This window comes from Mesorhizobium sp. M1342, assembly GCF_040317955.1.
GTDB lineage: Bacteria > Pseudomonadota > Alphaproteobacteria > Rhizobiales > Rhizobiaceae > Mesorhizobium.
Genome location: NZ_JAMYLI010000026.1, coordinates 57551 through 82865 on the forward strand (window position 1 = coordinate 57551; position 25315 = coordinate 82865).

The following is a 25315-nucleotide window of genomic DNA, read 5'->3' on the forward strand; positions in this document are numbered from 1 at the left end:
TTGGCGGAGGCCGTCTAACCCACGATGGCAAAAGCTTCGCGCGTCGTCCCGGAGGCCGTCCTGACCGGCTTGCGGCCAATCCATTGGACGTGCCGCCCCAGTGTGACGGCCGCGGATTCGGTGTTTCCCTGCCGCAAGGCGGAGAGGATCGCGCGATGGTCCTGATCGGTGCGCGTCTCCCACTCCGACCGCCATGCCGCGAACAGGAAACGGGCGCTTGCTGCGTGCAGGTCGTCGATGGTCGCGAGCAGGCGCGGCATGCCGCATGGCGACAGGATCAAGCGGTGGAAGGCGCGGTTGGCCTCTTCCCACGACCTGACATCGCGGGACTTGTCGCCGGCCTTGGTCGCCTCCTCGGCGAGATCGAGAATGGCCGATGTCAGGTGCGGCGCGGCGTGGCGCAGCGCCAACACTTCGAGTGCCGCCCGCATTTCGGCGACTTCCTTGACCTCTCCCAGATCGAAAGACGCCACGCGCACGCCACGACGCGGTTCACTGATGGCCAGGCCTTGCGCCTCGAGGCGGCGGAAGGCCTCGCGCACGGGAACATGACTGGTTTGGAATTCCTCGGCGATATGGTCCTGCCGAAGCCTGGCCCCCGGCTCGATTGCGCCCGAGATGATGCGGTCCGCCAGCACCTTGCTAATGCGCACCGCGATGGTGTCGTCCGTGCCCTTTGCCATGTTTTATAGATAATTTGCGGCGGGGCGGCTTGTCGAGACGATCACACGCAAAATCGCGAATGCTCCCCCGGAGAGACTCAAGGCTGCAAGACGAAACCGTCGAGCGCCGGCATCGCCACGGTGATCAGGTCATGCAGCCGCTTCTTCGGCACCCCGTCGCGCGCCTGCACAGAGAGGCCAAACAACAGTGTGGTGTAGTAGTCGCCAAGCGCTTCCGGATCAGTATTCGGCTTGAGGTCGCCGTCGCGAACACCCTTTTTCAAGCGCTCCACAATCAACGCATTGCGCGCCAGTCGGCGCTCGGCCAGCCAGTGCAGCACGTTATCGTTTTCCGTGGCGCAGTTGGTGGCGGCCGAGACGACCATGCAGCCTTTCGGCAAGTCCGGCCTTGTGTAGATATCGATCGCATCGCGCAGCAACCGCTCGACAAACCGCCTTGCGGTCGGCTCCTCGGCAAGCGCGCTGGTGGCGAAGCTTCCTTCGCTGGTTTCGTAGAGAACAACGGCTTCGCGAAACAGATCCTCCTTCGAGCCAAAGGCGGCATAGATGCGCGCCGATGCTAGGCCAAGCATGGAGACGAGGTCGGCCATCGAGGTGCCCTCGTAGCCGCGCATCCAGAAGGCATCACGCGCTTTCTGCAGAGCCTGGGCTCTGTCGAACTCCCTTGGCCGTCCCGCCATTGCAGCCTCCATTTCTTTATCGATCCACAAATAATCCGCTTGACTCCGGATTGCAAATTCAATTCTTTGTCGATCGATAAAGAACCAAAAGGAGATTGGCATGAGTTCATTCGATCAAGGGCTGCCGTTCGGCGCCATGGCGACACAGGGAGAGGTTGGCGCGAAGCGCGGCGCTACGCTGGCATTGCTCGCCTTCGCCCAGCTTATCATCGCTCTCGACATCAACATCGTCTTCGTGGCGCTGCCCGAAATCGGGGCTGGACTGGGCTTTTCCGGCCAGACCTTGCAATGGGTGGTGAGCGCCTACACCGTGTTTACCGGCGGTTTTCTGCTGTTCGGCGGCCGAGCCGCCGACCTTATCGGTCAGCGCCGCATTTTCATCTTCGCTCTCTGGCTCTATGCGCTTTCGTCGCTGGTCGGCGGCCTCGCCTGGTCGCCGGAAATCATCATCGCTGCCCGCGCTGTACAAGGCATCGGCGGCGCTTTCCTGTTCCCGGCGACGCTCTCGCTGATCAACCGCCTGTTTGCCGAAGGACCGGAACGCAACAGGGCGCTGGCGGTGTGGGGCGGTGCCGGCGCGAGCGGCCTCACCCTTGGCTCACTGGCCGGTGGATTCCTGACAGGCGCCTTCGGCTGGTCGTCGGTCTTCTACGTCAATGTGCTGCTGGCTGGCATAGCCATCATCGCCGCATTTGCCATCATTCCACGCGATCCCAAGCGGCACCAGCGCCGCAACTTCGATCTGCCTGGCGCGCTGACCGTCACTGCGGGCGCCACGCTGCTGGTCTTCACGCTGGTCCAGGGACCTGAATATGGCTGGGGTTCGCCAGCGATCATCGCCAGCGCCGCGCTGGCAGCGATCTTCATCATCGCCTTCGCGCTGATAGAGGCAAGGAGCGCCGACCCTCTGATGCCGCTGCGGCTGTTCCGCAATCGCAGCCTCGTCGCCGGCATGACGATCACCTTCCTGTTCATGGGAACGTTCGGGGCCCTGCCCTATTTCCTCACCGTCCTGTTGCAGACCGTGCATGGCTTTACCGCGCTGGAAACCGGCCTCGCCTTCCTGGTGCCGTCGATCGCCATCGCCGCCGGCACGCAGCTCGGTGAACGCCTGGCAACGCGCTTTTCAACCCGCTCGACCCTGGTCGGCGGCATGGTCATAGGGGCGGCCGGCACGGCGCTGATGGTCCTTGGAGCATCAGCCAACAGCTTCTATCTGGCTCTCGTTCCAGGGCTGATCATCTCCGGTGTCGGACAGGGCATCGTCTGGACCGCCATGTGGATCGCGGCCGCGTCGGGCGTGGCTCACGACGAACAGGGCGTCGCCTCGGGGATGGCCTGCACGACGCTCAACATCGGCAACGCGATCGGCATGGCGACGTTGATCGCGATCGCCAACAGCCATGTCGGCGGATTGAGCGGCGATGCACTGAAGGCCGCGATAGCCGACGGCATACAGATCGCCTTCTGGCTGGCGGCGGCGGGCATCGTTGTCAGCCTGCTTGCCGCAATCGCTTTGCCGGGAAAGGCGAAGTAGCCGGCAACCGGGTGACGCCGCTCAGTTCACCCGGCTGATGCAGAAATCGATGACGTCGATCAGCGCCGATTTCTGCGGCGTCGCTTCCAGCGGCGCCAGCGCGTCGCGGGCGATCTCGCCGAAATGGCGGGCGCGTCCGATCGTGTCGGCAATGGCGCCATGGCGAGTCATCAGGCCGATCGCCTTTTCCAGACCGGCGTCATCGGTGACATTGTCCTCGATGGCACGCTTCCAGAAAGTGCGCTCGGCCTTCGTGCCCCGCCGATAGGCGAGAATGACCGGCAAGGTCACCTTGCCTTCGCGGAAATCGTCGCCGACATTCTTGCCGAGATCCTTGCTGGTGCCGCCATAGTCCAGCGCGTCATCGATCAGCTGGAAGGCAAGGCCGAGATTCATGCCGTAGGAGCGCAGCGCCGCACGATCGTTGCGGGTCGCCTGGGCAATGACGGGGCCGACCTCGGCAGCAGCCGAAAACAGTGCGGCGGTCTTGGCCTTGATGACGGCGAAATGCTCGTCCTCGGTGGTTTCGAGGTTCTTGGCGGCGGCAAGCTGCATAACCTCGCCCTCGGCGATGATGGAGGCAGCACTCGACAGGATATCGAGCGCTTCGAGCGAGCCGACATCGACCATCATGCGGAAAGCCTGGCCGAGCAGGAAGTCGCCGACCAGCACGCTTGCCTGGTTGCCCCAGATCATGCGGGCGGTCTTCTTGCCGCGCCGCATGCCGCTCTCGTCGACGACATCGTCGTGGAGAAGCGTCGCCGTGTGCATGAATTCGACGGAGGTGGCGAGCTTGACGTGGCCCTCGCCGGCATAGCCGAACATCTGCGCGGCGGCCAGCGTCAGCATCGGCCGCAGCCGTTTGCCGCCGGACGAGATCAAATGGTTGGCGACCTCCGGGATCATCTCGACGTCGGAGCCGGCCTTGGACAGGATCAATTCATTGACGCGCCCCATATCCGCCACTGTCAGATCGATCAGATCCTTGATGGAGGCGGGCTCCCGCTTCCCGTTTTCGATGTTGAGAACGACACCCACAACAATCACTCCCGTCTTGGTATAGAGCGTGCGACGGCACCCTTAGTCCCTGCATGGACTCTAGGGCGGCGGACATGGCCACGGCAAGTGGCGAATTGGCGCGGCGTCGATGACGGAATGTCAACGACCCGAGAGGGAACGGGGACCCGAGAGGGAACGGGGCTCTGCCTCGGAATCCCCTCCCCGTTTACATCAATAGCGCAAACTGCGAGTTTCATACGATGATAGAACTTGTCCGCACCAACGATGCCGTGATCATCTCCTTTGTTGAATCGCTGATGCGCGACGCCGGCATCGCCTGCTTTGTCGCCGATCAGAATATGAGCATTCTAGAAGGGTCGATCGGCCTTTTGCAGAAACGCGTCATGGTCGATGCCGACCAGGCCGACGCGGCACGGCGCATCCTCAGGGATGCCGGCATCGCCAACGAAATCCGCGGAAAATAATGTCCGCCGCGCCCGCCGCCCTTGTCCCGGACACGCCGGCCCATACGGTCGACGCTTTCCATCGCGGCCGATTCTGGCTCGTGCAGCCCAAACATGGCGGTCATCGCGCCGGCATGGATGCGATGATGCTGGCGGCCTCCGTGCCATCGACCTTTAGCGGGCGCCTGGCCGATTTCGGCGCCGGAGCCGGAGCTGCCGGACTGGCGGTGCTGTCACGCTGCCCGGCGGCAGAGGCGGTGCTTGTCGAACGCGCGCCGGAAATGGCGGCCTTCGCGGCGGCGACGCTTGCCCATCCCGGCAATGCCCATCTCAGCGATCGCGCATCCGTGCTGGTCGCCGATGTCACCGTATCGGGCCGGGCGCGGGCGGCCGCCGGCCTCGCCGACAACGACTTCGACTTCGTCATCATGAACCCTCCCTTCAACGCTCCCCGGGACCGCGCCTCCCCCGATCGCCTCAGAAAAGAGGCCCATGTCATGGAGGACGGGGTGTTCGAGAGCTGGATCCGCAGTGCGGCGGCGGTGGTCAGGCCGCGCGGCGGGCTCGCCGTAATCGCCCGGCCCGAACAGCTCGGCGCCATTCTCGATGCGATCGCCGGCCGCTTCGGCGATGCCGAGATGCTCGCCGTCCACCCTCGTCCCGATGCGGCGGCGATCCGCATCGTCGTGCGGGCAGCGCTCGGGACACGGGGAAAGCTTGCCATCCGCCCGCCCCTGATGCTGCACGCGCAATCAGGCAACGGCCCCGACGAGCGCAGCGAAATGATCACCAACGGCCTCGCCTCGCTGTTCGGAGATTGAGCTATTCTGCCCGGCCACATTGCCGTTGGCCGGGAAATCCCTACATGCCTGCAACCTATCGACCGGAGACCGCGCCCTCGTGAAACGACTCATCAACCGCCTGTTGCCGAAATCCTGGCGCTCCACCGTCGTCACCATTCCGGTCATCCGGCTGCACGGCACCATCATGGCAGGCGGTGGCCAGTTTCGGCCGAGCCTGTCGCTGGCTTCCACCGCCGGCCTCATCGAGAAGGCGTTTTCCTACGACGCGCCGGCGGTCGCCATCTCGATCAATTCGCCGGGCGGCTCGCCGGTGCAGTCTAGGCTGATCTTCAAGCGCATCCGTGACCTGGCCACGGAAAAGAACAAAAAGGTACTGGTCTTCGTCGAGGATGTCGCGGCGTCGGGCGGCTACATGATCGCGGTCGCCGGTGACGAGATCTTTGCCGACCCGTCCTCCATCGTCGGGTCGATCGGCGTCGTCTCGGCTTCGTTTGGCTTCCCGGAACTGATGAAGAAGATCGGCATCGAGCGACGTGTCCACACCGCTGGCCAGAACAAGGCGGTGCTCGATCCGTTCAAGCCCGAGAAAAAGGAAGATGTCGAGCGGCTGAAGGCGCTGCAGCTCGAGGTGCACGCAACCTTCATCGACCTCGTCAAGGAGCGGCGCGGCACGAAACTGAAGGACGATCCGGACCTGTTCACCGGCCTGTTCTGGACCGGCATCAAGGGCCTCGAACTCGGGCTGGTCGATGCGCTCGGCGACATGCGCACTGTGCTCAAGACCCGTTTCGGGGCGAAAACCCAACTCAGGCTGATCACGACACCGCGCGGTTTCCTTAGCCGCTTCGGCCTGTTCGGCTCAAGCAAGGGCTTTTCAGCGCCCGATATCGCAGCCGCTGCCGCCAGCGGCGTGATCGATGCGGCGGAAGAGCGCGCATTGTGGTCTCGCTTCGGGCTTTGAAAACCCGGCAAAACCGTCTAGCATGAGAGCTTGAGTTTCATGCATGTCGTGTTCCCAAAAGCGGGTCGACATGCATCAACCGACCCGACCGGCCGCCTTCGCCGGCCCAGCGTGGGAGGAGTTTTGGCATGCCGCAGATCATTTTCTTCGCCGTCGTTGGCGTTGCCGCCTATTTCGGCTACCGCACATTCATTAGGGAAGCCGAGCGCGTGACCGCCAAGGTGCGGCGCACAGAAAAGCAAACGGCCAACGGCGCGATCGGCACTTTGGTCAGGGATCCGAAGACCGGCGAATACCGGCTGGCCAAGGACTGAGCATCATCCCGCAGACGATTGTGGACACCGACATCGGGTCGCGTAGCTGGCACGCACACGCCAAAATCAATCTTGCGCTGCATGTCACCGGCAGGCGCCCTGACGGCTATCATCTGATCGAGAGCCTGGCGGTGTTCACACGGTTTGGCGACAGGGTCGAAATCGCGCCCGCCGACGGCGATGAGTTTACCGTATCCGGCCGTTACGCCCCGGCCGTTCCTCTCGACGCCAGCAATCTGGTGCTCAAGGCGCGCGATGCCCTGCGGCAGACAGCCGGGCACGAGAGAACACCGCCGGTCGCTATTCGGCTGGAAAAGAACCTGCCGGTTGCCTCCGGCGTCGGCGGCGGTTCGAGCGACGCGGCGACCGTGCTGCGCGGACTGGTGGAGACATGGGCGCTGGACATCGATGGCAGCGAGCTGGCGCGGATCGGCCTTTCGCTTGGCGCCGATGTGCCGATGTGCCTGGCGGCAAAGCCGCTGGTGGCGCGTGGCATCGGCGATGAACTGTCGATGGTGCCGGATTTTTCGGCGCTTGGCCTGGTGTTGGTCAATCCAGGCACCCCGGTGTCGACGGCGGATGTCTTTGCAGCGCTTTCCCGGCGCGACAATGAGGCCTTGCCGCCGCTGCCGCGCAGCATCGATTTTCACAGCCTGCGCAACTGGCTGGAGATCACCCGCAACGATCTCGAGCCCGCGGCGCTGGAGGTGCAACCCGCAATCGGCAGGGCGCTTTCCTGGCTGAACAAGGCCGGATCGGGGTTCTCGCGGATGTCGGGATCCGGCGCGACATGTTTCGGCCTGTTCGAAACCGGCAATGTCGCCAAGCGCGCCGCCGCCGAAATCCGCGGCCGCCAGCCCGACTGGTTCGTTGCCGCGACGCGCAGCATCGCATCGGAGGGCGCAGATGGCCAGAATTGACGAGAGCCGCTCCTTCATTCCCGTGCGCATCGCGGTGCTGACCGTTTCGGATACGCGCAGCCTCGCCGACGACAAATCCGGCCAGACGCTGGCCGACCGCATCACCGAGGCCGGCCATCTGCTGGCGGCCCGCAATATCGTCACCGACGACCGCGAGAAAATCCGCGACACGGTTCTGGCGTGGTCACAGGACAAGAATATCGATGTCGTCATCACCACCGGCGGCACCGGCTTCACAGGCCGTGACGTGACGCCGGACGCGCTGGAGCCGATCTTCGAAAAGCGCATGGATGGCTTTTCGGAAGTGTTCCACCGGATTTCCTACGACAAGATCGGCACCTCGACGATCCAGAGTCGGGCGACCGGCGGCGTCGTCAACGCCACCTTCGTCTTCGTGCTGCCGGGTTCGCCAGGCGCCTGCAAGGACGCGTGGGACGGCATCCTGAAAGCGCAGCTCGACTACCGGCACATGCCGTGCAACTTCGTCGAGATCATGCCGCGCCTGGACGAGCATTTACGGCGCGGCAAATCGGCTTCGTAAAAGCCAGGCAAAGCGTCGGTTCCACGCCGCTTTTGCAGGCAGAACAGCACCGGTGCCTTCGAAACACCATTCCAAACCGAACCTCGGAAAAGTACCTTGCCTGAAGGCGATCATCGCCATCACGACAAGGCAGAACCATGACCACGCATACCGGCGGATGCCATTGCGGCAACATACGCCTTGCATTTTCAACCGAACTCGACCCATCGCAAATCGAAGTTCGCGCCTGCCAATGCTCGTTCTGTGTCAGACATGGTTCGCGCGCCATTGCCGATCCGGACGGCAGACTGACCATCTCGGTCAAGGATGAGGCGCGATTGCGAAAATATCAGTTCGGGCTGAGGACGGCCGACTATTTGATCTGCCGGGATTGCGGCGTCCATGTCGCCGCAATCGCCGGAGAGGATGACGCAAGGGCGATCGTCATCATCAACGCCCTGGACGACCGAGAGCGGTTCAATCAGGAGCCGGCTCGTGTCGACTTCGATGCCGAAAGCCGGGCACAGCGCCAAGCCAGGCGCCGCGCTCACTGGACGCCTGTCGAGATGAGCTTCGGATAGGCAGCTCTCAGCGGATGACCGGCTCGCCATGAAACCGTCGGCGCGACGGCGGCGATACGCCGAAGCCGACTTCCATCATCAGTCGCGGCGTGCGTGCCGGCACGGTGCCCATATGAAAGCCAAAGGGGTCCTCGACGAAGCCGAGACCGGCCTCGCCGGTCAGCGTCACCGGGCTCTGCTCGCCATAGACATCCAGAACCTGTTGCGCGGGATGGCCGACCAGAAGGGTAAGCTGATGCTTGAGGCTGCGGCGCTTGTGGCTGCCCCTGACATAGACATGCGGACCGGTGTCGGCGTCGACCGGCTTGAGGTAGAAGAAGAATTTCAGCATGCGCCAGTCGTCGAGGTCAAAATGATACTTGCCGAGCGAGGCGAGGTTCTTGTCGGCATCCGAAGCGGCACCTGTGGGAAAACTCCACCAGACCCGCGTCGTGATCAGTTTCGCCTGGCCGCCGAGATAGTGCGCGGCAATATCCAGAAGCAGCGGATCGCGCTGGATGGCAAGCGCCGCCGGGCAGTCGAGGATGCGCTCGAAAAAATGCCCGCTAAGCAGCGAGCGGCCAAGGCGTTTCTCGGCCTCGGCATGTTCCCCCGGCATGAATTCGAGACGGCGGTCGAAATTGCCGAAGCAAGGCGTGCGCCCGGCGAAGTCGGCGATCTCTTCATGGATATCAGGCGGCAGGACCAGGCCTGAGAACAGCCCGTCGGAGCGCAACGCATCGACGACCGCTCCCCGTTCGACACCGGCAAACATCGTATCCCCGGCATTGGCGACCGGGCGGGCGCGCTTTGCGCCGAGCCAATGCATGCGGCGTCCGGGCATGGTGCGCGCCAACACGAACATCGGCAGCCAGGCAGGGTTCTCACGCAGGTCCGTCAGATAGGTTGGAATACGCACGGCGATGCGCCGCAGCAGGCTGCCGTTGCGCGCAATGGCCTCGAGACTGGCCGCGCCGGATGTGTCGGGGGTTGAAAGCTTCATTGGGTCCTCGGCTATGAGAGCACCACCGATGCCGCATCGGTGCTCGCCTCTCGGCATGACCCAAACCCAATTCCCGCTTGAACGGAAGCTAACCCCGCGTCAAATTTTGTGCAATGCACAATGACCTGAGCAACTGCAAAAAATCACGTCGAGGGGCGGCGCTCCTGCTTGGCCGGCGCCATCCAGATTTCGGCGTCGAGCCGCTTCGTCGCGAGGCCGCGGGCGATGGCCTCGGCACTGCCGGCGCTCTTTGCCGCGGCCGCCGCCTGACGCTTGCTGATCAGCAATCCGTCGGCCAAGGCGCGGTTTCCCGAAAAGACCCGGGCCAGGAATGGCGTGCGACTGGCTCGCGTGCGCGAAAACCGTGCCGCCATGGTCTGCCTGGCCGTATGGGCGACAACTTCATCGATCCAGCCCTCCACCAGCCGCGCGCCCGGCTCCAGGAGCAGCAACCAATCCCCCTTGGCCTGGCGGATGCCGGCAGCGACACCGCCCGTCACGTACTGACAGCCGGCATGCTCGGCCACATGATGCGTCTGGTCGGTAGAGCCTGTGTCGCAGACGATGACTTCACGCACCACGCCTTCGACCGCGCCGCCAATCAGCGAGGCGAGCGTGCGGGCGAGGCCCTCCTCGTCGTTGCGGGTTTCGATGAGAACACTGAGCATCCTTAGCCGAATAGCGGAAAGCGTCCGGCAGCGCCAGTTTTGCATCGCACCATAGAAAGTTCTTGCTTTGTTCTTATCAACGAAATAGGAATAATTTCATGAGCAGAGCGATTCGACACAACATGGACAGTCCCTGGGAGCGGGCGAAAATGGAACAGATCGTGCGCGCCGACATTGCAGCTTTCGGAGCAGGAAGAGCCGAGATGGCCAACGCGATGGTCGAGCAGAGCGGCATGCGTGTCCGCCCGGACCGCAACCGCGGCAGGTCAGCGGGTATCAATCCGTCCGGCCGGTTCGAGCCGGTCAGCCGGCACGTGTTCGACGATGGCTGGAATTCGCTGGAGGAACTGCCGCCCTTCAAGACCGAAGTGCAGGTCGAGAAGCCGCGCACAATCATCACCCGCAACGAATCGCCCGACATTTCCTTCGACCGTTCCATCAACCCCTATCGCGGCTGCGAGCATGGCTGCGTCTATTGCTTTGCCCGCCCGACGCACGCGTTCATGGGCCTGTCGCCGGGTCTGGATTTCGAATCGAAGTTGTTCGCCAAGCCTGATGCGGCGCGCTTGCTTGACAAGGAGCTTTCGAAAGACAGCTACCAGCCGCGCACCATCGCCATCGGCACCAACACCGACCCCTACCAGCCGATCGAGAAGCAATACCGGATCATGCGCGAAATTCTCGAAGTGCTGGAAGCGCGCGGCCATCCAGTCGGCATCGTGACAAAGTCCGCTCTGGTGACGCGCGATATCGATATCCTGTCACGCATGGCCGAACGCGGGCTCGCCAAGGTGGCGCTGTCGGTGACGACGCTCGACCGTATGCTGGCGCGCACCATGGAGCCGCGCGCGTCGACACCGACCAAGCGGCTGGAAGCGATCCGGCAGCTTTCCGATGCCGGCATTCCGGCGTCGGTCATGGTGGCTCCTATCATTCCGGGCCTGACCGATCCGGAGATGGAACGCATCCTCGATTCCGCACGTGCGGCCGGCGCGCGCGAAGCGGGCTACGTGATCCTGCGCCTGCCGCTGGAGGTCAGCCCGATCTTCAAGGATTGGCTGCTGCGCCATTATCCCGACCGCTACCGCCATGTGATGTCGCTGGTCCGCTCGATGCGCGACGGCAAGGACTACGATTCGGAATGGGGCAAGCGCATGAAGGGCGCCGGTCCCTACGCCTGGCAGATCGGCCGGCGCTTCGAGATCACAGCCAAGCGGCTCGGCCTCAATGCCGAACGGCGCACGTTGCGAACCGACCAGTTCGTTGCCGCCGGAAAAGACCAGGTGCAGCTGACGCTGCTTTGAGAGACAATTCGTCGCGATGGTTTGATCCGTCGCGGCACCAGAATCCCGTCCGGCCTGCCCCGGCCTGCAGACGGTGCCCTCCCGGTCCGGCGCCCCACCCGACCCGGAGGGACTTGCGGAGAATCAGAGCCGATGCGAACCTCGCCGCAACATGGCTCGCGCGCGTTCTGATTCTCCGCCTCTCTTTGAGATCATCGAGAAGCCTGACTTCTCCTTCGAGACGAAGGCGATGGCGGAGGGCCTGTGGCCGGTCGCCGGGATGGACGAGGCCGGCCGTGGCCCCCTGGCCGGGCCGGTGGTCGCCGCGGCCGTGGTGCTCGATCCCGCCAACATTCCCGACGGCCTCGACGATTCCAAACGCCTCAGCCATTTGCAGCGTGAAGCCTTGTTCCTGCGAATTCTCGGCTCTGCGCAGGCGGTCTCAATGGCCTCCATCAGCGCCGAGGGCATCGACGGCAGCAACATCCTCAAGGCAAGCTTGGAAGCCATGCGCCGCGCCCTGGTAGGGCTGTCGGTCCGACCGAAGCTTGCCCTTGCCGATGGACGCGACGTGCCGCCGGGCCTGCCTTGCGCGGGGCGCGCGCTGATCAAGGGCGACCAGCGTTCGCAATCGATCGCTGCCGCCTCGATCGTCGCCAAGGTGATGCGGGACCGCATGATGTGCGGATGCGGCAACCACCACGACCGCTACGGGTTCGAAGTCCATATGGGCTACGCCACGCTTCGCCATCGCACCGCGATCGAAGCGCATGGCCCGGTGGCGCGGCTGCATCGCGTATCGTTTTCGCCGTTCAGGCTGGGTGGCGCTGAAGTGGTTGAAGAAGAGAGCTTTGCTGGGCTGGATTGAACAACGGCGGCGGCGACAAGCCAATCTCCCCCTTGTTGTGGGGAGATTGGCCGCTTCGGCGTCTCACGCACTCTCCAAGCAAAAAAGCCGCCAGGTTGCCCGGGCGGCTTTAATTGTATGGGGGCTGTGAGGGCTCAGTTCAGCTTCGACTTCACGTCCGCGAGCGATGCCTTGAACAGATCGGCACCGGCCTTGGCGTCGATCTTGCCGGCAAGCAGCGCGCGCGCTGCCTCTACGGCGATGTCGACGGCGCTGGCGCGGACTTCGCTGATGGCGTCACGCTCGGCCTGGCCGATCTTCTGCTCGGCAAGCGCGGTGCGCCTGACAACATAGTCCTCGGTCTTCTTGTGCGCTTCGGCGGCAAGCAAGTCGGCTTCGCGCTTGGCGGCGGCGACGATGTCGGCGGCCTCCTGCTCGGCTTCCTTGCGCTTGCGCTGATACTGGCCAAGCAGTTGCTGAGCCTCCTCGCGCAGCCGGCGTGCTTCGTCGAGCTCGTTGCTGATCCTGGCGGCGCGGGCGTCGAGCGCCTTGGCGATCAGGCGAGGCACCTTGATGTAGACGGCAATGCCCAGAAAGATGACCAGGGCAACCGTGGCCCAGAGCGTCGCGAGAGATGTGGCTTCCATGATGCGCTCCTCACCGGGCCACGGATTTGACCGCGGCCGCGATCTCTGCCTTGCTGGCCTTGCCGCCGACCAGGGCTTCGACAATCGCCGAAGCGGTGTCCTCGGCGATGCTGCCGACTTCCTTCATGGCATTAGCCTTGATGGAAGAAATGCGGGCCTCGGCTTCGCCAAGCTTGGCGTCGAGCGCGGCCTCGACCTTCTTGCGAGCGGTGTCGGCCTCGGCCTTGGCCGCGTCATTGGCCTGCTGGCCGATCGCGTTGGCCTTGGTCTTGGCTTCCGCCAGTTCCTGCTCGTAGGCAGCAACGGCAGCGTCGGCCTCGCCCTTCAACTTGGCCGCCTGGTCAAGGTCCTGCGTGATGCGATCGTTGCGGACATCGATGATACCGCCGACGCGCGGCATCACCACCCGCTTCAGGAAGAGATAGAACAGCCCGAAGGTGATCGCCAGCCACAGAAGCTGCGACGGGAACGTCGCCGGATCGAATGGCGGAAACGTGCCATGCGCTTCAGCAGGCACGCTGGTGCTGGAATGCGTGCCGCCTTCCGTCGCAGCGTGGCTGGTATCGGCTGATGGCGCGGACTCTTGCGCAAAGGCAGATGTCACGAACATGGACTATCCCCGAAATTCAGGCCCGCCGCTCGCGCGGCCGGCCTGTCCAATCTTCCCGAGTGCTCAGCCGAACAGGGCCAGAAGCGCGATGAGAAGCGAGAAGATGCCCAGAGCTTCGGTCACGGCGAAGCCGAAGATCAGGCGGCCGAACTGGCCATCGGCAGCCGACGGGTTGCGCAGTGCGCCCGCCAGGTAGCTGCCGAAGATGTTGCCAAGGCCAATGCCCGCGCCACCCATGCCCAGGCAAGCGATGCCGGCGCCGATGTACTTTGCTGCTTCTGCGTCCATTTGTTCAACTCCTTTGGATCTAAAATTCCGTTGCGATTCCATCCGGCGCCAATGTTGGAAATTCCTGGGCCGGAAACTTTTGGACCTAGTGCCCGGGGTGCAGGGCGTCGTTGAGATACATGCAGGTCAACACGGCAAAGACGTAGGCCTGCAGGAAGGCGACCAGCAGTTCCAGTGCCGTCAGCGCCACCGCCATCGCCAGAGGCAGGATAGAGCCGGCGACGCCGACCGCGCCGAGCGCGCTCAGGCTGACCACGAAGCCGGAGAACACCTTCAGCGTGATGTGGCCGGCGAGCATGTTGGCGAACAGACGAACCGAGAGGCTGACCGGGCGCGACACGAAGGAGATCACTTCGATCAGCACCACCAGTGGCAGCAGGAAGACCGGCACGCCATGCGGCACGAACAGTTTCAGGAAGCCAAAACCATGCTTCATGAAGCCGTAGACGACCACGGTTGCGATCACCAGCACGGCAAGGCCGAAGGTGACGATGATGTGGCTGGTGACGGTGAAGAAATACGGGAACAGGCCAAGCAGATTGGCGACGAGCACGAACATGAACAGCGAGAACACGAGAGGGAAGAACTTCATGCCTTGCGTGCCGGCGGCATCGCGCAACATGTTGCCGACGAACTCGTAGGCCATCTCGGAGACCGACTGAAGCCGCCCGGGAACCAGGCTGCGGCTCGACGTCGTGAGAAACAGGAATCCAGCCGCGACGATCACGGTTGCGACCATGAACAGCGCCGAATTGGTGAAAGACAGGTCATAGCCGCCGATGTCGATCGGAATCAGCTTGTTGATATGGAACTGGTGGATCGGATCGACCTTGTCAGCTGCCACGTTCAAACCCCGTCAATGCCGCGTACGGCCTCGTTACCATTACCGCACATGAAGCGCGGTCATTTCTTGTCGTCTTGGTCACGGCGCGATTTATCGCCCTGTCCAAATTCTGCCACAACGCCGGCGGAACGCATCACATTGAGCACTCCGGCGCCAAAACCAAGCAGCAGAAACACGATCAGACCCCATGGCGATGTCCCCGCCAGACGGTCGATGATCCAGCCGATGCCGGCACCCACCACCACCCCGGCGATAAACTCGCTGGAGAGTTTGAGCGCCTGACCATAACCGGCCACACTGCCCGCTTTCGCGTCGTCTTTCCCCTCGAGCCGGCCCGGCCGCCTTGTCGCAAGCGAAGCTTCAAGGTCACGGCGGCGGCGCTCAAGATCGTCGTCGCGGATATCGGGTTCATGCTGATTGCCGCGGCCGGTTTTTCCGGTTCCGTCTGGCCCATTCTTGTCGGCCATCGCAACCCCCCTGCCCGGTCAGACCGTCACCGTCCGTCCGCTTCTAAAGTCGCCGGCAACATAGTTAGAGGGTTTGCGCCCGTCAAGCCACGGGCGGAAGTTCATTGCCATGTATTTTAGGCAATAAAATCAATCAATTAGAAAGGTGCGACATCGTGCCCGCCATGATGACGAGGATGCATGGCGCGAATCCCCTGCGCAATGGCTCTTCGATAGGCTGCGCGCCACATCAAAGATCAGCGGCTGCTCTGCACTCAGCTCCAGCCGCCGCCATAGGTCCGATAGAAGATATGCAGGCCGATCTTGGTCATCTTCTGCATTGTGCGCGCCCAGCCGGGATGGACATATTGGGCATAGTAGTGGGTCGACGATCCGACCTCCGGGATGAAGATCTTGCCGGCAGTGACGGCCATGGCGATCTCCTGGGCGGTCTTGTAGGCGGCTGGGCTATCGATGCGCTTCTTCCTGCCGTCGCAGGCGAAGGAGAACTGGCAGCGGTTGAACCAGCTGTCGTTCTGGTAGACGACGCCGCAGATCGAATTCGGATAGGTCGGATTGCGGACGCGGTTGAGGATGACCTGGGCGACGGCGGCCTGGCCGCGCACGGATTCGCTCCTCGCCTCGAAATAGATGCCGTTGGCAAGGCATGCCTGCTCCTTTTGGGAGAAGACACTGGCGGGCAGCGGGTTCTGGATCCACGAATGATCGCCCTTGGCCATCGGCGGAATGAAGCGGCCCTCATTGGGCTGCTCGTCCTGAAGGAGGGCTTCGAAGGGCGATGCCTTGGCATAATCAGGCTCGGACTGCGCGTAGGCGGTGGCCAGCACGTCCGGATGGTCGTTGTTGACCAGCGCTGCCAGCATGGCCGGCACGCCGGGATCCGGCTTCTTGTCCTCGCGCGCATGGAATGCCGCGGCGATCTGGATTTCCTTGCCTTTGATCTGCGGCTTGGCGAAAGCCATTTTCAGGCCGCTGTCCATGCTGGGCCGCAGCAAGGAGGAGGTGCGCTCGAAGATCGAGCCGGCGTTGAAGTTCTTCGGCGGTGCGACGGGAGACATCTGGACGATGCGCCCTTTCTTCTCGGCGCGCACGACGCGGTCCTCATCGGGCGTGCCGCTGACTTTGCCGCCCTTGCCGCGAAACGACACGTTGCCGACACCGGCCAGGTGGACACCCGATCCGGAGATGGAGCCGGTGACATCAGAATCGGCAAAGGGCATCTCGGCCGCATGGGTCGAGCCGGCGACGGATTTCTCGACATAGGAATTCCAGCGCGTGCTCGATGCTTCGAGGCCGGAAACCAGGCTCGTCATGTCCTGATAGGCGGCGACCGTCGGAAAGCCGATCCAGATGCCGAAACCGATGACGAGCGGAGCCAGAAAGCCACGTTTTCTCTCACCGGCGGCGGCAACCAGCCGCTTCAACACACGTCGATGCACGGAACACTCTCCAGGAACGCGACTAACCCCACTGGAGAGCAAAATGATGCATTAACCTTGATGGGACGTTAACAGGTTCGATCGGGTTTTCCCGGTCGGCCCGAGGTGGTGGTTGCGAAGTCAGGCGATTTTGCGGCCGACTATTCAGGCCGGACGCAGGAAGATCGGCCGGGCGATCAGCGCGCAGATGGCGGCCGCCAGCCAGACGCCGGACCAGGACCAGAGGTGCAAGAGCCCCGGAATGGCCACCGGTACCAGAAAGAAGCCGACAAAAACAAAGGTGTTGGCAAGACTGAGCGCGGTCCCGACATGGCTAGCGCCGGCAAGGGTGGCAAGCTCGGTGTATGCGACGCCGTGCCAGGCGGAGACGGAGATGCCTGCGACAATAAGCACGACTGGAAGGACCGCCAAGCAGATGAGCTGGCCGCCCGGAACGGTTGGGCCGAACAGGACCAGCAGCCAAAGCATGGCGAAGGCAAGGGCGCTGAACGCGCTGCACAAGCGAAGAAATTGGCGGCGGTTGCCGTGACGGTCGGTGAAGCGGCCGCTCCAGATGCGCATGACCATGGCGCCGATCTGAACGGCGGCGAGGCTCGCGCTGATCGCCGCCGTTCCCAATCCAACGAAATCGTGCAGGAACACGGAGGCGAAGGTGAGCACGGCCACCTGCGGAAAGCAGAGCAGGCCGATGGCGGTCGCGATACGCCAAACATCGCGATTGCGCAGCGGCGCCGGTCCGGCCACAGAAGCCGCAGCGAGATGATCCTTGCCCGCCGTCGGCGGCTCGTGCAGCCAGCGCCAGGCGAACAGGGCAGACAGAGCGGATGCACCCGCCAGGACCCCGAACACCGCGCCAAAGCCGAAAGCCAGAGCAAGCGAGGGCAGTATGAGGGCGCCAAGGCCGCCGCCGAGCGGCACCGCCGTCTGCCTGATGCTCATTGCAAAGCCGCGCTCGTTTTCCCGGAACCAGCCCATGATGGCGCGGCCGCTCGAACCGTTGACGCTGCCGCCGAGCAGTCCGGTGATGAGCAGGCTCGCGGCGAGCAGCGTGACGCCGGGAGTACCGGCCTTTGTCGGCACAACCAGCATCGCCATGACCAGGAGCCACACCGCCGTCGCGCCGAGCCCGATCAGGAGCACGCGGCGATCGCCCCAGCGATCGGTGAGCAGGCCCCAGGGCAGTTCGCTGAGCGCGACCCCCAGCCCGAGAAGGCCGAGCGCCAGGCCGAGCTCGGCATTGCCCAGGTGATAGCCCTGGCGAAGAACGACCGCCGTCGCCGGGATGCCGGAGAACGTAGCCGAGAAGGCGGCATTGGCGGCGACGCCGATGCCCAGAACCTTCCAGCGATGGCCGGGCTTGAATACCCTTTCGGCGGAACCGGCTGCCGTATCTTCCAGGAGTTCTGACGGCTGCCGGTCGGCGCAATTGACAATGGCGGACATGACTTCATTTCCCGTGCTGGCCAGTGGTCCCGCCTTGACGATCTGTCCCTACCGCCATAGTTTCATCCTGAAAATCAGGAAGTTTTTGACATACAATCCTGAAAATCGGGACTTCACACATGCGACGCGTAACTTTCGACCTCGACGTCCTGCGCAGTTTCGTCACCGGTATGGAACTGGGTAGCTTTGCCAAGGCCGCTGACCGGCTTGGCCGGTCGACGTCGGCGGTCAGCGCGCAATTGAAGAAACTGGAAGAACAGGCAGCGACGCCGATCTTCCGCAAATCAGGACGCGGCCTCGCTTTGACCGAGGCCGGCGAGACTATGCTCGGCTATGCGCGCCGGCTGATCGAATTGAATGACGAGGCGGCATCCGCCATCCATGATGTCGAGTTGGAAGGCTGGGTACGGCTCGGCTTGCAGGAAGATTTCGGCGAGGCGGTGCTGCCGGACGTGCTCGGCCGATTTGCCCGGGCGCACCCCAAGGTCAAGATCGAAGCCAGGATCGCACGCAGCCACGACCTTGCCGAAAGGGTCATGTCAGGCAGTCTCGACATCGCGCTCGCCTGGCACTGCGGCGAAACGCTGCCCTACAGCCAGCATGTCGCCGATGTGCCGATGCGTTGGATCGGGCCGGCAAAGCGCATCGAGACCAGCCTGCGCCACGGTGAGCCACTGCCGCTGGTGGCGCTCGAGGCGCCATGCCTTTTGCGTACGGTTGCAACTGAAACGCTCGACCGTGCCGGCCTGTCGTGGCGGATGGCCTTTTCCAGCCCAAGCCTTGGCGGCATCTGGGCCGCGGTTGCTGCGGGGCTGGGGCTGACGATCCGCACCGACATCGGCCTGCCGGCCAGCGTCAGCGCAATAACGCCGGAGATCGCCGGATTGCCCGCCCTGCCCAAGATGGCGTTGTTCCTGCATCGCAAGGACGCCGAGGCGGAGCCGGTGGCGGCCCGCCTCGGCGATATCCTGCTGGACGCCGCACGGCAAGCGCTGCCCGAAAATGCGCGGGTCAGCGACAACGGCCTGCGCAACGTGGCGTGATCATGAAGCGCCAGGTGGGCGCCGACGATCAGCTGCGTTTCTTGTTTGACCTGCCGGCGAACGGGTTGTCCGACGTGCGCAGCGCAATGCGGATCGGCACGCCGGGCATGTCGAAGGCTTCGCGCAGGCTGTTGGAGAGGTAGCGGACATAGGATTGCGGCATCGCGTCGGGCCGCGAGCACTGGACGACGAAGCCCGGCGGACGGGTCTTGGCCTGGGTGACGTACTTGACCTTCAGCCGGCGCCCGGCAACAGCAGGCGGCGGATGATGCGCCAGGATGCCCTCCAGCCAGCGGTTGAGCTTGCCGGTCGAGACGCGGCTGTTCCACACCTTGTGGGTCTTGATGACGGCATCCATCAGCTTGTCGAGGCCGCGCCCGGTCTCGGCCGAGACGGGTACGGCCTGCATGCCGCGCGCCTGGGGAAGAAGCCGTTCCGTCTTCTCGCGCAGTTCGGCCAGAAGCTCCTGGGGATGGTCGATCAGATCCCATTTGTTGAAGGCGATCACCGGCGCCCGGCCTTCCCTGATGATCAGGTCGGCGATCTGCAGATCCTGCTTCTCGAAGGGGATGGTGGCGTCGAGGACGATGATGACGATCTCGGCAAACCGGATGGCGCGCAGACCGTCCTGCACCGACATCACTTCCAGCTTTTCGTGGATCCTGGCCTTGCGGCGCATGCCGGCCGTGTCGAACAGTTTCAGGCGGCGGCCATGCCAATCCCAATCGACCGAGATCGAATCACGGGTGATGCCGGCTTCCGGTCCGGTGAGCAGCCGCTCTTCACCGATCAGCGCGTTGATCAGCGTCGACTTGCCGGCATTGGGGCGGCCGACGACGGCAATGCGCATCGGTTTGGTGTCGTCATAGGCGTGCTCGGCATCCGGATCGGCGATATCCTCGCCGATCAGCACCTCGCCGGCAGCGACGTCTTCGTCTTCGCCATCTTCTTCTTCGCCGAAGGCGCGCGCTTCGCCGAGCGCGCCGATCACGGCGTCGCGCAAATCGGGCATGCCCTGGCCATGCTCGGCCGAAACCGGGATCGGCTCGCCAAGGCCGAGCTCCCAGGCTTCCAGCATGCCGCCCTGGGCGCCCTTCGCCTCGGCCTTGTTGGCGACCAGCACGACCGGCTTGCCGGACTTGCGCACGATCTCGGCGAAGGTCCTGTCGTCAGGCAACAGGCCGGACTTGGCGTCGATGGTGAAGAAGATCAGGTCGGCTTCGCGGATGGCGATCTCGGTCTGCGCACGCATGCGGCCGGGCAAGGTCGAGGCGCCAGCGTCCTCGAAGCCGGCGGTGTCGATGACATCGAAATGCAGGTCGTAGAGCTTGGCGGCATGGACGCGACGGTCGCGGGTGACGCCCGGCGTGTCGTCGACGAGCGCCAGCTTCCTTCCCACCAGCCGATTGAAAAGAGTCGATTTGCCGACGTTAGGTCTGCCGATGATGGCGACTTTGAAGGTCACGACGCACTGCCCGACCCGCGGATCAGCTCGGACATCAATGTTGCGCGCTCGCGGGTGTTGCGCGGGGCGCCGTCATCGGCGGCGATCTGGTCGAACAGTTTCAGCGCATCCTGCGTCTTGCCTTCCTTCCAGGCGGAAAGGCCGAGTGCCTCGCGCGCCGTGTGGCGCAGCGTGTTGGTGTCGGATGTGAGCGCTTCGACACGGCTGGAGACGTCGGCAAAGGAGCCGTGGTCGACAAGCAGCAGTGCTGCCCGCAGGCGCGCCATGTCGCGAATGCCCTGGGGAATGGCCGTATCGGCGGCGACTTCGTCGAAATCCTTGACGGCGGCGGGGACGTCACCCTTGTTCGCCTTGACGGTCGCGCCGCGCATGCGGGCGAGCAATGGATAAGCGCCGTAGCCATCCTTCTCCAACTGATCGAGCGCGGTCAGCGCCTCATCGTTCTTGCCGTCATTGGCGAGCTTCAGCGCCTGCGAGAACGCATCGCCCGAGCGGTTGGCGCGCGTCTCGTCCCAATAGCGGTAGCCGACGAAGGCGGCGGTGCCGAGCACCACGAGGATCGCAACGACAATCAGAGCGGGGCCAAAACGGTCCCACAGCGCCTGCGCCTGTTCGCGACGGATCTCGTCGTTGACTTCACGGATGAAACTGTCGTCGGACATCAAATCAAACCATTCCTGCCCCGTCGGGCCTTTGTCAGCCCGCGTTTTAGCGAAATTTTGCCGGCATGGAAGGGGTTCAACCGGAAAATCGCCTATTGTCCGGGGCAAACGGATGTTTGCCCCGGACAAGCAGCCGAAAAGGCTCATCGCACCCACGCCACATTTAGGCGATAGCCGGCTTGCAGACGTTCCCCGAGTGAAGATCAGATTGCCTATGCTTCGTCCGTTCCGCGTTGTTGCGTTTTCGCTTGCCGCGCTCACCACTGGTGGCGGGGCTTTGGCCGATCCGCCGGTGCCGGCAAAGCCGAAACAGGTCGTCATCATCTCATTCGACAGCGCCCGCGATATTTCGCAATGGAAACGCAGCCGGGCATTGGCTGAGCGCACCGGCGCGCATTTCACCTATTTTCTGTCCTGCGTCTTCCTGCTGTCGACGGAGACACGCAAGGAGTACACCGCACCCGGCAAAAGCGCCGGCAAATCCAACATCGGCTTTGCCGCCTCGAAGCAGGAAGTCACCGAGCGGCTCGAACAGATCGGCCTTGCCGCGCATGAAGGCCACGACATCGCCAGCCATGGCTGCGGCCATTTCGACGGCAAGGACTGGAGCAAGGCGGACTGGCTGAAAGAGTTCAGTTCGTTCGAGCACATTCTCGAAAACGCCTATGAGATCAACGGCATTGCACCCGAACCACAGGGCTGGCGCGATTTCGCGCGGCATGCGGTGGTCGGCTTTCGCGCGCCGTACCTGTCGACCAGCAAAGCGCTTTACGAAGCGCTGCCGGCGGCCGGATATCAATTCGATGCCAGCGGCGTCTCGCAAGGCCCTGCCCGACCGACGGCCAGCAACGGCATCATGCACTTTTCCCTGCCTCAGATTCCCGAAGGACCGAAGTCGCGGCCGGTGATTGCCATGGACTACAATCTCTATGTCAGGCATTCCGGCGGCTTCGAGCGGCCAAGCCAAGCGGGCGAGTTCGCCAACCGGACCTATGCTGCCTTCCGCGCCGCCTTCGACAGGCAGTATGCGGGAAAACGCATTCCGCTGGAACTCGGCTTCCACTTCGCGCTGATGAATGACGGCGCCTACTGGAACGCGCTGGAGCGCTTTGCCGGCGACGTCTGCGTCAAGGCGGATGTCGAATGCATCAGTTTTCGCGACTATGTTTCGCGCCAGGATGCTGGCCAAAGGCAGGTCTCGGTCGGCGGCTGAGCCGCCAACTTTCACATCCCAGTCAAGCTGGATCGGGCGCCTGTGCCTGGCGGTCGAGATAGCGTTGGTCGATTTCCGGCAGCGGCTCGCCATGCAGAGTGGTTTCGAAAGCGCGCAGACGCTTGTAGATCGAGATCAGCTCAACCACAGTTGGCCACGAGTTTACAAGATACTGGAACGACGATGTCACTTGGGAGAACGCATTGCTGATTTGATTCAACAAACCTAAAGTGATCGCACCAGCCGCAATGGACGGCGCCATCAATATCAAAGAGAATATGTTGTTCGTTTGCAAATAGAGGTAGCGAAATACGTTGAAATACACGTAGTGAAAATACAGCCTAAAATAGTTTCTTCTTACATTTTCAAACAATTCCCTCACAGCAGGTGGCTGTGCTCGATTCGGGTCATCTTCACCAAGGACCAATTCTTTTCGATAAGCCGCCTCAACGCGCTGGTTCCGGAACTGAAGCCCAGGCAATTTAACGCCGACCACAGCCAGAAGCACGGTGCCAAACAAGGCCCAAAAAATAGCCGACAATAGCAGCGGATGCGGTATCACACCCACGATCGGCAATTCCGTGATGTGAACCGACAGGGCTATGAGCAGCGGAGTGAAGGCGATGAGGGTCATCACCGAGTCAATCAAATTGCCGCCGAGTTGCTCCATGATCGTGGAGAAACGCATCGTGTCTTCCTGGACACGCTGTGAGGCACCCTCAATATGCCTCAGCTTCTGCCAGTTTTCCATGTAAAACTGGTTCATCGCAGTGCGCCAACGAAAGACATAGTGACTTACCAAAAATACAGTAAGCGCACTGACCACTACGGCTACACCGGCAATTCCCATGAATGTAGCAATCTGCCAGTAGATATCGGCAGCGGTGATCTTTATTTTGCCCGAAATGGTATTCTGGATCAGATCCCAAAATGGCCCGTACCAGTTGTTGATGGCAACGCTCACCTGAACCTGGAAATAGGTGATGAAGAGGATCAGCGCAGAGCCGAGAATGGACCAGATCTGCCATGGGTGTGGCGAATACCAAGCCCAAAAGACGTAGAAGAGCGCCACTACGACGGCAAAATATATGTAGAACCATAGAAACGGCAGTGACCAGAATGATGAGACACCGATGATCGGCGGCGCATCGGGAGCAGCTGGAGGCATACCGAAAACACCACCAAAACGTTCCCCTGCGTAGAACCAGAGCAAGACGGCAAGCAGGCTCCAGACGACCGCCGAGCTAAAAAACAGCTTCGGCTTTGGAAAAAACGATACGAACACTGTGGCGAATTCCTCGATCTGGGCGCAAATCAGCTGACTACGGCGGGCATAAAGTCACACATTAGTGGGAAAGAAAATGCCCGTGCCCGATGCCCGGCACAGCAAGCCCACAATCATGGCGATTTTGGCGCAGCCGACCATGTGATGGCGCCGGAGACGACCAGCATGGTTGCGGCGGTGATCGAGGCGAGGAAGAAATCGCCGGACATTTGCGCCAGAAATCCGGCGGCGACCGGCCCGATGATCTGGCCAAGGCCGAACGCAGCCGTCATCAGGGCAAAGATCCGCCGCGGCGCGCTTGGCGCCTGCTGCCGGGCGGCTTGCAGGCCAAAGGCGGTGATGGCAATGAAGGTGCCGCCGAGCAGCACGCCGGCAAGCAGCGGCCCGGTGGCTCCGCCGATGGCGACGCTGGCGGTGACGCCGGCAACTTCGATGAAGCACGCCAGCGCATAGGCGGCATAGAGGCCGGTCCGGGCCGCGATCTTCTGCCAGAGCCAGACGGAGGGAAAGCCCGCAAGACCGGCGACCATCCACACCATGGCCTCGAAGATGCGGCTGCCGCCGCCTTGCCGAACGATGGCGACCAGGAATGTCGCCGTCACCACATAGCCAAAGCCGAACAGGCCGTAGGCGATGATGACCTTGACCAACGACCGGTCCATCCGCAGTGCCGGCTCGCGGGTGACTTCGCCGTTGCCGAGCGGACCCTCATTGACCAACAGAGCGACGAGGACGAAACCACAGGCCGAAATCGTCGCCGACCACAGCCAGCCTGCCGCCCAGCCCGAATGCTCGGCGACCAGCACCGCCATCATCGCCGCCGATGCCGCTATGCCGAGCCCGACGCCGCCGAAATGCCAGGCCTGCAGGTCGTTGCGACCGGCAGCCGCGATATGGCTGAACACGATGCTGGCCATGAATACCATGACGAAGGCGCTGGCCAGACCGGCCAGAAAGCGGATGGCGAGAAAGGCCGCCATCGCTTCGGTCAGCCCCATCAGCGCGGCAAGGACCGCACTGGCGCCAAGCCCCGCCAGCATCAGCAGGCGCTCGCGCCCATGCGCCCAGCCGCCCGCCGCTGCCAACGCGCCGACGAGGTAGCCGAGATAATTGGCCGACGCGATCCAGCCGGCATCGGCAGGCGACAGATGCAGTTCCTGCATCATCCCGGGCAGGATCGGCGTGTAGACGAAACGGCCGATGCCCATGGCAATCGCCATGGCAATCATGCCCGCGAGAGCGAACCGCAGCGCTGTCGAGGTGGCTGATGTCATTGCACTGCACAATAAGTGCAGGGATCGCTGAAACAATCGCCATCTGTTGGGCCAGTGCGTACGCGGGACGTGCTCGCCTCGACTTTCCTCGAGCCGGAACGCTTGGCACCTGCTCAGCAGCGACCGCCGGCGCATAGTGGAACCGTCTCGTGCACTGTCCGCCGTGCCGTCAGCCTGAACGGCACATCGCCCAGTTCGCGCTCCGACATGGTGTTCAGCACCGGATGCGAAAGCGGATCGATCAGCCATCTCTGCGTTTCGCTGTCCTGGCGCGGCTCATGCGAAGTAGTCGCAGCGAAAAAGACCCTCAGCGATGACGACAAGATCCTCAGCATTTCCGGCTCCACGGGTCTGTCTCTCCCGACAAAATCTGCCGTTTAGACATGCCTTTCA

General features: G+C 63.0%; 29 protein-coding genes. 12 read left to right on the forward strand and 17 right to left on the reverse strand.

Features of this window, described 5'->3' with window-relative positions; translation table 11 throughout:
- Positions 1-14: 14 nt before the first annotated feature.
- The gene (locus NKH06_RS24515; protein WP_352891074.1) at positions 15-683 is read right to left on the reverse strand and encodes a GntR family transcriptional regulator; all 669 of its coding nucleotides are present in this window, start codon (positions 681-683) and stop codon (positions 15-17) included.
- A 77-nt stretch (positions 684-760) separates the two neighbouring features.
- The gene (locus NKH06_RS24520; RefSeq protein ID WP_352894334.1) at positions 761-1363 is read right to left on the reverse strand and encodes a TetR/AcrR family transcriptional regulator; all 603 of its coding nucleotides are present in this window, start codon (positions 1361-1363) and stop codon (positions 761-763) included.
- Positions 1364-1463: 100 nt separating this feature from the next.
- Between NKH06_RS24520 and NKH06_RS24525 the strand changes: the two genes are divergently transcribed.
- A complete protein-coding gene (locus NKH06_RS24525) occupies positions 1464-2900 on the forward strand; it encodes an MFS transporter (RefSeq protein WP_352894337.1) in 1437 nt (478 codons plus the stop codon).
- Positions 2901-2921: 21 nt separating this feature from the next.
- Here NKH06_RS24525 and NKH06_RS24530 read toward each other — a convergent pair whose 3' ends face one another.
- Complete coding sequence (locus NKH06_RS24530) at positions 2922-3938, reverse strand: polyprenyl synthetase family protein (protein ID WP_023808663.1); 1017 nt, start codon at positions 3936-3938, stop codon at positions 2922-2924.
- A gap of 221 nt (positions 3939-4159) precedes the next feature.
- On the opposite strand from NKH06_RS24530, the gene NKH06_RS24535 reads away from it, so the two are divergent.
- The 7 genes from NKH06_RS24535 to NKH06_RS24565 all read left to right on the forward strand — a co-directional run bounded on the left by NKH06_RS24535 (position 4160) and on the right by NKH06_RS24565 (position 8462).
- Positions 4160-4384 carry a putative signal transducing protein gene (locus tag NKH06_RS24535; RefSeq protein WP_063167652.1) on the forward strand — a complete coding sequence of 75 codons (225 nt, stop codon included), beginning with the start codon at positions 4160-4162 and terminating at the stop codon, positions 4382-4384.
- The gene (locus tag NKH06_RS24540) at positions 4384-5184 is read left to right on the forward strand and encodes a tRNA1(Val) (adenine(37)-N6)-methyltransferase (protein WP_352772275.1); all 801 of its coding nucleotides are present in this window, start codon (positions 4384-4386) and stop codon (positions 5182-5184) included. Before NKH06_RS24535 ends, NKH06_RS24540 begins: the two co-directional genes overlap by 1 nt.
- Positions 5185-5263: 79 nt before the next feature.
- Entirely contained in the window at positions 5264-6127 is an 864-nt protein-coding gene (locus tag NKH06_RS24545; RefSeq protein ID WP_023808666.1) for a S49 family peptidase, read from the forward strand.
- Positions 6128-6255: 128 nt separating this feature from the next.
- The gene (locus NKH06_RS24550; protein WP_352894343.1) at positions 6256-6441 is read left to right on the forward strand and encodes a hypothetical protein; all 186 of its coding nucleotides are present in this window, start codon (positions 6256-6258) and stop codon (positions 6439-6441) included.
- 20 nt (positions 6442-6461) lie between these two features.
- A complete protein-coding gene (locus NKH06_RS24555) occupies positions 6462-7361 on the forward strand; it encodes a 4-(cytidine 5'-diphospho)-2-C-methyl-D-erythritol kinase (RefSeq protein WP_023808668.1) in 900 nt (299 codons plus the stop codon).
- On the forward strand, positions 7348-7902 hold the full coding sequence (gene moaB / locus NKH06_RS24560) for a molybdenum cofactor biosynthesis protein B (protein WP_352440004.1): 555 nt from the start codon (positions 7348-7350) through the stop codon (positions 7900-7902). The genes NKH06_RS24555 and moaB overlap by 14 nt, the downstream gene beginning before the upstream one ends.
- Before the next feature lie 137 nt (positions 7903-8039).
- Positions 8040-8462, forward strand: a complete 423-nt coding sequence (locus NKH06_RS24565) for a GFA family protein (RefSeq protein WP_352894346.1) — start codon at positions 8040-8042, stop codon at positions 8460-8462.
- Positions 8463-8469: 7 nt separating this feature from the next.
- Here NKH06_RS24565 and NKH06_RS24570 read toward each other — a convergent pair whose 3' ends face one another.
- Together NKH06_RS24570 and NKH06_RS24575 are read right to left on the reverse strand one after the other, a co-directional pair.
- Positions 8470-9444 carry a hypothetical protein gene (locus NKH06_RS24570; protein WP_023808671.1) on the reverse strand — a complete coding sequence of 325 codons (975 nt, stop codon included), beginning with the start codon at positions 9442-9444 and terminating at the stop codon, positions 8470-8472.
- Positions 9445-9587: 143 nt separating this feature from the next.
- Positions 9588-10112 (reverse strand): glycosyltransferase, encoded by a 525-nt coding sequence (locus NKH06_RS24575; protein ID WP_023808672.1) that lies wholly within the window; start codon positions 10110-10112, stop codon positions 9588-9590.
- A 149-nt stretch (positions 10113-10261) separates the two neighbouring features.
- Between NKH06_RS24575 and NKH06_RS24580 the strand changes: the two genes are divergently transcribed.
- Positions 10262-11416 (forward strand): PA0069 family radical SAM protein, encoded by a 1155-nt coding sequence (locus tag NKH06_RS24580; RefSeq protein WP_023808673.1) that lies wholly within the window; start codon positions 10262-10264, stop codon positions 11414-11416.
- A gap of 151 nt (positions 11417-11567) precedes the next feature.
- Complete coding sequence (gene rnhB / locus NKH06_RS24585) at positions 11568-12263, forward strand: ribonuclease HII (RefSeq protein ID WP_352894349.1); 696 nt, start codon at positions 11568-11570, stop codon at positions 12261-12263.
- A 134-nt stretch (positions 12264-12397) separates the two neighbouring features.
- Here rnhB and NKH06_RS24590 read toward each other — a convergent pair whose 3' ends face one another.
- The 7 genes from NKH06_RS24590 to NKH06_RS24620 all read right to left on the reverse strand — a co-directional run bounded on the left by NKH06_RS24590 (position 12398) and on the right by NKH06_RS24620 (position 17980).
- Positions 12398-12889 (reverse strand): F0F1 ATP synthase subunit B, encoded by a 492-nt coding sequence (locus NKH06_RS24590; RefSeq protein ID WP_352894352.1) that lies wholly within the window; start codon positions 12887-12889, stop codon positions 12398-12400.
- A gap of 10 nt (positions 12890-12899) precedes the next feature.
- Entirely contained in the window at positions 12900-13499 is a 600-nt protein-coding gene (locus NKH06_RS24595; protein ID WP_352894355.1) for a F0F1 ATP synthase subunit B, read from the reverse strand.
- A gap of 63 nt (positions 13500-13562) precedes the next feature.
- On the reverse strand, positions 13563-13787 hold the full coding sequence (locus tag NKH06_RS24600; protein WP_006206606.1) for a F0F1 ATP synthase subunit C: 225 nt from the start codon (positions 13785-13787) through the stop codon (positions 13563-13565).
- 85 nt (positions 13788-13872) lie between these two features.
- Positions 13873-14631 carry a F0F1 ATP synthase subunit A gene (locus NKH06_RS24605; protein WP_023808677.1) on the reverse strand — a complete coding sequence of 253 codons (759 nt, stop codon included), beginning with the start codon at positions 14629-14631 and terminating at the stop codon, positions 13873-13875.
- A 59-nt stretch (positions 14632-14690) separates the two neighbouring features.
- Positions 14691-15098 carry an AtpZ/AtpI family protein gene (locus NKH06_RS24610; RefSeq protein ID WP_023808678.1) on the reverse strand — a complete coding sequence of 136 codons (408 nt, stop codon included), beginning with the start codon at positions 15096-15098 and terminating at the stop codon, positions 14691-14693.
- Between the two features lie 254 nt (positions 15099-15352).
- Positions 15353-16537, reverse strand: coding sequence for a cell wall hydrolase (locus NKH06_RS24615; protein ID WP_023808679.1), 1185 nt, complete (start codon positions 16535-16537; stop codon positions 15353-15355).
- A 144-nt stretch (positions 16538-16681) separates the two neighbouring features.
- Entirely contained in the window at positions 16682-17980 is a 1299-nt protein-coding gene (locus NKH06_RS24620; protein WP_352609403.1) for an MFS transporter, read from the reverse strand.
- A gap of 119 nt (positions 17981-18099) precedes the next feature.
- On the opposite strand from NKH06_RS24620, the gene NKH06_RS24625 reads away from it, so the two are divergent.
- Positions 18100-19023, forward strand: a complete 924-nt coding sequence (locus NKH06_RS24625; protein ID WP_352894360.1) for a LysR substrate-binding domain-containing protein — start codon at positions 18100-18102, stop codon at positions 19021-19023.
- 28 nt (positions 19024-19051) lie between these two features.
- On the opposite strand, the gene der is transcribed toward NKH06_RS24625, so the two are convergent.
- Together der and NKH06_RS24635 are read right to left on the reverse strand one after the other, a co-directional pair.
- Positions 19052-20488 carry a ribosome biogenesis GTPase Der gene (gene der / locus NKH06_RS24630; RefSeq protein WP_352440008.1) on the reverse strand — a complete coding sequence of 479 codons (1437 nt, stop codon included), beginning with the start codon at positions 20486-20488 and terminating at the stop codon, positions 19052-19054.
- Complete coding sequence (locus NKH06_RS24635; protein WP_023808683.1) at positions 20485-21150, reverse strand: tetratricopeptide repeat protein; 666 nt, start codon at positions 21148-21150, stop codon at positions 20485-20487. Before NKH06_RS24635 ends, der begins: the two co-directional genes overlap by 4 nt.
- A 214-nt stretch (positions 21151-21364) precedes the next feature.
- On the opposite strand from NKH06_RS24635, the gene NKH06_RS24640 reads away from it, so the two are divergent.
- Positions 21365-22363, forward strand: a complete 999-nt coding sequence (locus NKH06_RS24640; protein WP_352761254.1) for a polysaccharide deacetylase family protein — start codon at positions 21365-21367, stop codon at positions 22361-22363.
- A gap of 22 nt (positions 22364-22385) precedes the next feature.
- Here NKH06_RS24640 and sbmA read toward each other — a convergent pair whose 3' ends face one another.
- From sbmA to NKH06_RS24655, 3 genes are all read right to left on the reverse strand, one after another.
- Complete coding sequence (sbmA, locus tag NKH06_RS24645; RefSeq protein WP_352609399.1) at positions 22386-23648, reverse strand: peptide antibiotic transporter SbmA; 1263 nt, start codon at positions 23646-23648, stop codon at positions 22386-22388.
- Between the two features lie 113 nt (positions 23649-23761).
- Positions 23762-24922 (reverse strand): YbfB/YjiJ family MFS transporter, encoded by a 1161-nt coding sequence (locus NKH06_RS24650; protein WP_352894365.1) that lies wholly within the window; start codon positions 24920-24922, stop codon positions 23762-23764.
- Between the two features lie 113 nt (positions 24923-25035).
- Positions 25036-25257: a hypothetical protein gene (locus NKH06_RS24655; protein ID WP_128302464.1), complete on the reverse strand. Its 222-nt coding sequence runs from the start codon at positions 25255-25257 to the stop codon at positions 25036-25038.
- Positions 25258-25315 lie beyond the last annotated feature (58 nt).

What these genes read in the sequence shown, in the direction of transcription:
- NKH06_RS24515 (WP_352891074.1), bottom strand. Translation starts at nt 683, where the DNA reads ATGGCAAAGGGCACGGACGACACCATCGCGGTGCGCATTAGCAAGGTG.
- NKH06_RS24520 (WP_352894334.1), bottom strand. Translation starts at nt 1,363, where the DNA reads ATGGCGGGACGGCCAAGGGAGTTCGACAGAGCCCAGGCTCTGCAGAAA.
- NKH06_RS24525 (WP_352894337.1), top strand. Translation starts at nt 1,464, where the DNA reads ATGAGTTCATTCGATCAAGGGCTGCCGTTCGGCGCCATGGCGACACAG.
- NKH06_RS24535 (WP_063167652.1), top strand. Translation starts at nt 4,160, where the DNA reads ATGATAGAACTTGTCCGCACCAACGATGCCGTGATCATCTCCTTTGTT.
- NKH06_RS24540 (WP_352772275.1), top strand. Translation starts at nt 4,384, where the DNA reads ATGTCCGCCGCGCCCGCCGCCCTTGTCCCGGACACGCCGGCCCATACG.
- NKH06_RS24550 (WP_352894343.1), top strand. Translation starts at nt 6,256, where the DNA reads ATGCCGCAGATCATTTTCTTCGCCGTCGTTGGCGTTGCCGCCTATTTC.
- moaB (WP_352440004.1), top strand. Translation starts at nt 7,348, where the DNA reads ATGGCCAGAATTGACGAGAGCCGCTCCTTCATTCCCGTGCGCATCGCG.
- NKH06_RS24565 (WP_352894346.1), top strand. Translation starts at nt 8,040, where the DNA reads ATGACCACGCATACCGGCGGATGCCATTGCGGCAACATACGCCTTGCA.
- NKH06_RS24570 (WP_023808671.1), bottom strand. Translation starts at nt 9,444, where the DNA reads ATGAAGCTTTCAACCCCCGACACATCCGGCGCGGCCAGTCTCGAGGCC.
- NKH06_RS24575 (WP_023808672.1), bottom strand. Translation starts at nt 10,112, where the DNA reads ATGCTCAGTGTTCTCATCGAAACCCGCAACGACGAGGAGGGCCTCGCC.
- NKH06_RS24580 (WP_023808673.1), top strand. Translation starts at nt 10,262, where the DNA reads ATGGAACAGATCGTGCGCGCCGACATTGCAGCTTTCGGAGCAGGAAGA.
- rnhB (WP_352894349.1), top strand. Translation starts at nt 11,568, where the DNA reads ATGGCTCGCGCGCGTTCTGATTCTCCGCCTCTCTTTGAGATCATCGAG.
- NKH06_RS24590 (WP_352894352.1), bottom strand. Translation starts at nt 12,889, where the DNA reads ATGGAAGCCACATCTCTCGCGACGCTCTGGGCCACGGTTGCCCTGGTC.
- NKH06_RS24595 (WP_352894355.1), bottom strand. Translation starts at nt 13,499, where the DNA reads ATGTTCGTGACATCTGCCTTTGCGCAAGAGTCCGCGCCATCAGCCGAT.
- NKH06_RS24600 (WP_006206606.1), bottom strand. Translation starts at nt 13,787, where the DNA reads ATGGACGCAGAAGCAGCAAAGTACATCGGCGCCGGCATCGCTTGCCTG.
- NKH06_RS24610 (WP_023808678.1), bottom strand. Translation starts at nt 15,098, where the DNA reads ATGGCCGACAAGAATGGGCCAGACGGAACCGGAAAAACCGGCCGCGGC.
- NKH06_RS24620 (WP_352609403.1), bottom strand. Translation starts at nt 17,980, where the DNA reads ATGTCCGCCATTGTCAATTGCGCCGACCGGCAGCCGTCAGAACTCCTG.
- NKH06_RS24625 (WP_352894360.1), top strand. Translation starts at nt 18,100, where the DNA reads ATGCGACGCGTAACTTTCGACCTCGACGTCCTGCGCAGTTTCGTCACC.
- NKH06_RS24635 (WP_023808683.1), bottom strand. Translation starts at nt 21,150, where the DNA reads ATGTCCGACGACAGTTTCATCCGTGAAGTCAACGACGAGATCCGTCGC.
- NKH06_RS24640 (WP_352761254.1), top strand. Translation starts at nt 21,365, where the DNA reads ATGCTTCGTCCGTTCCGCGTTGTTGCGTTTTCGCTTGCCGCGCTCACC.
- NKH06_RS24650 (WP_352894365.1), bottom strand. Translation starts at nt 24,922, where the DNA reads ATGACATCAGCCACCTCGACAGCGCTGCGGTTCGCTCTCGCGGGCATG.
- NKH06_RS24655 (WP_128302464.1), bottom strand. Translation starts at nt 25,257, where the DNA reads ATGCTGAGGATCTTGTCGTCATCGCTGAGGGTCTTTTTCGCTGCGACT.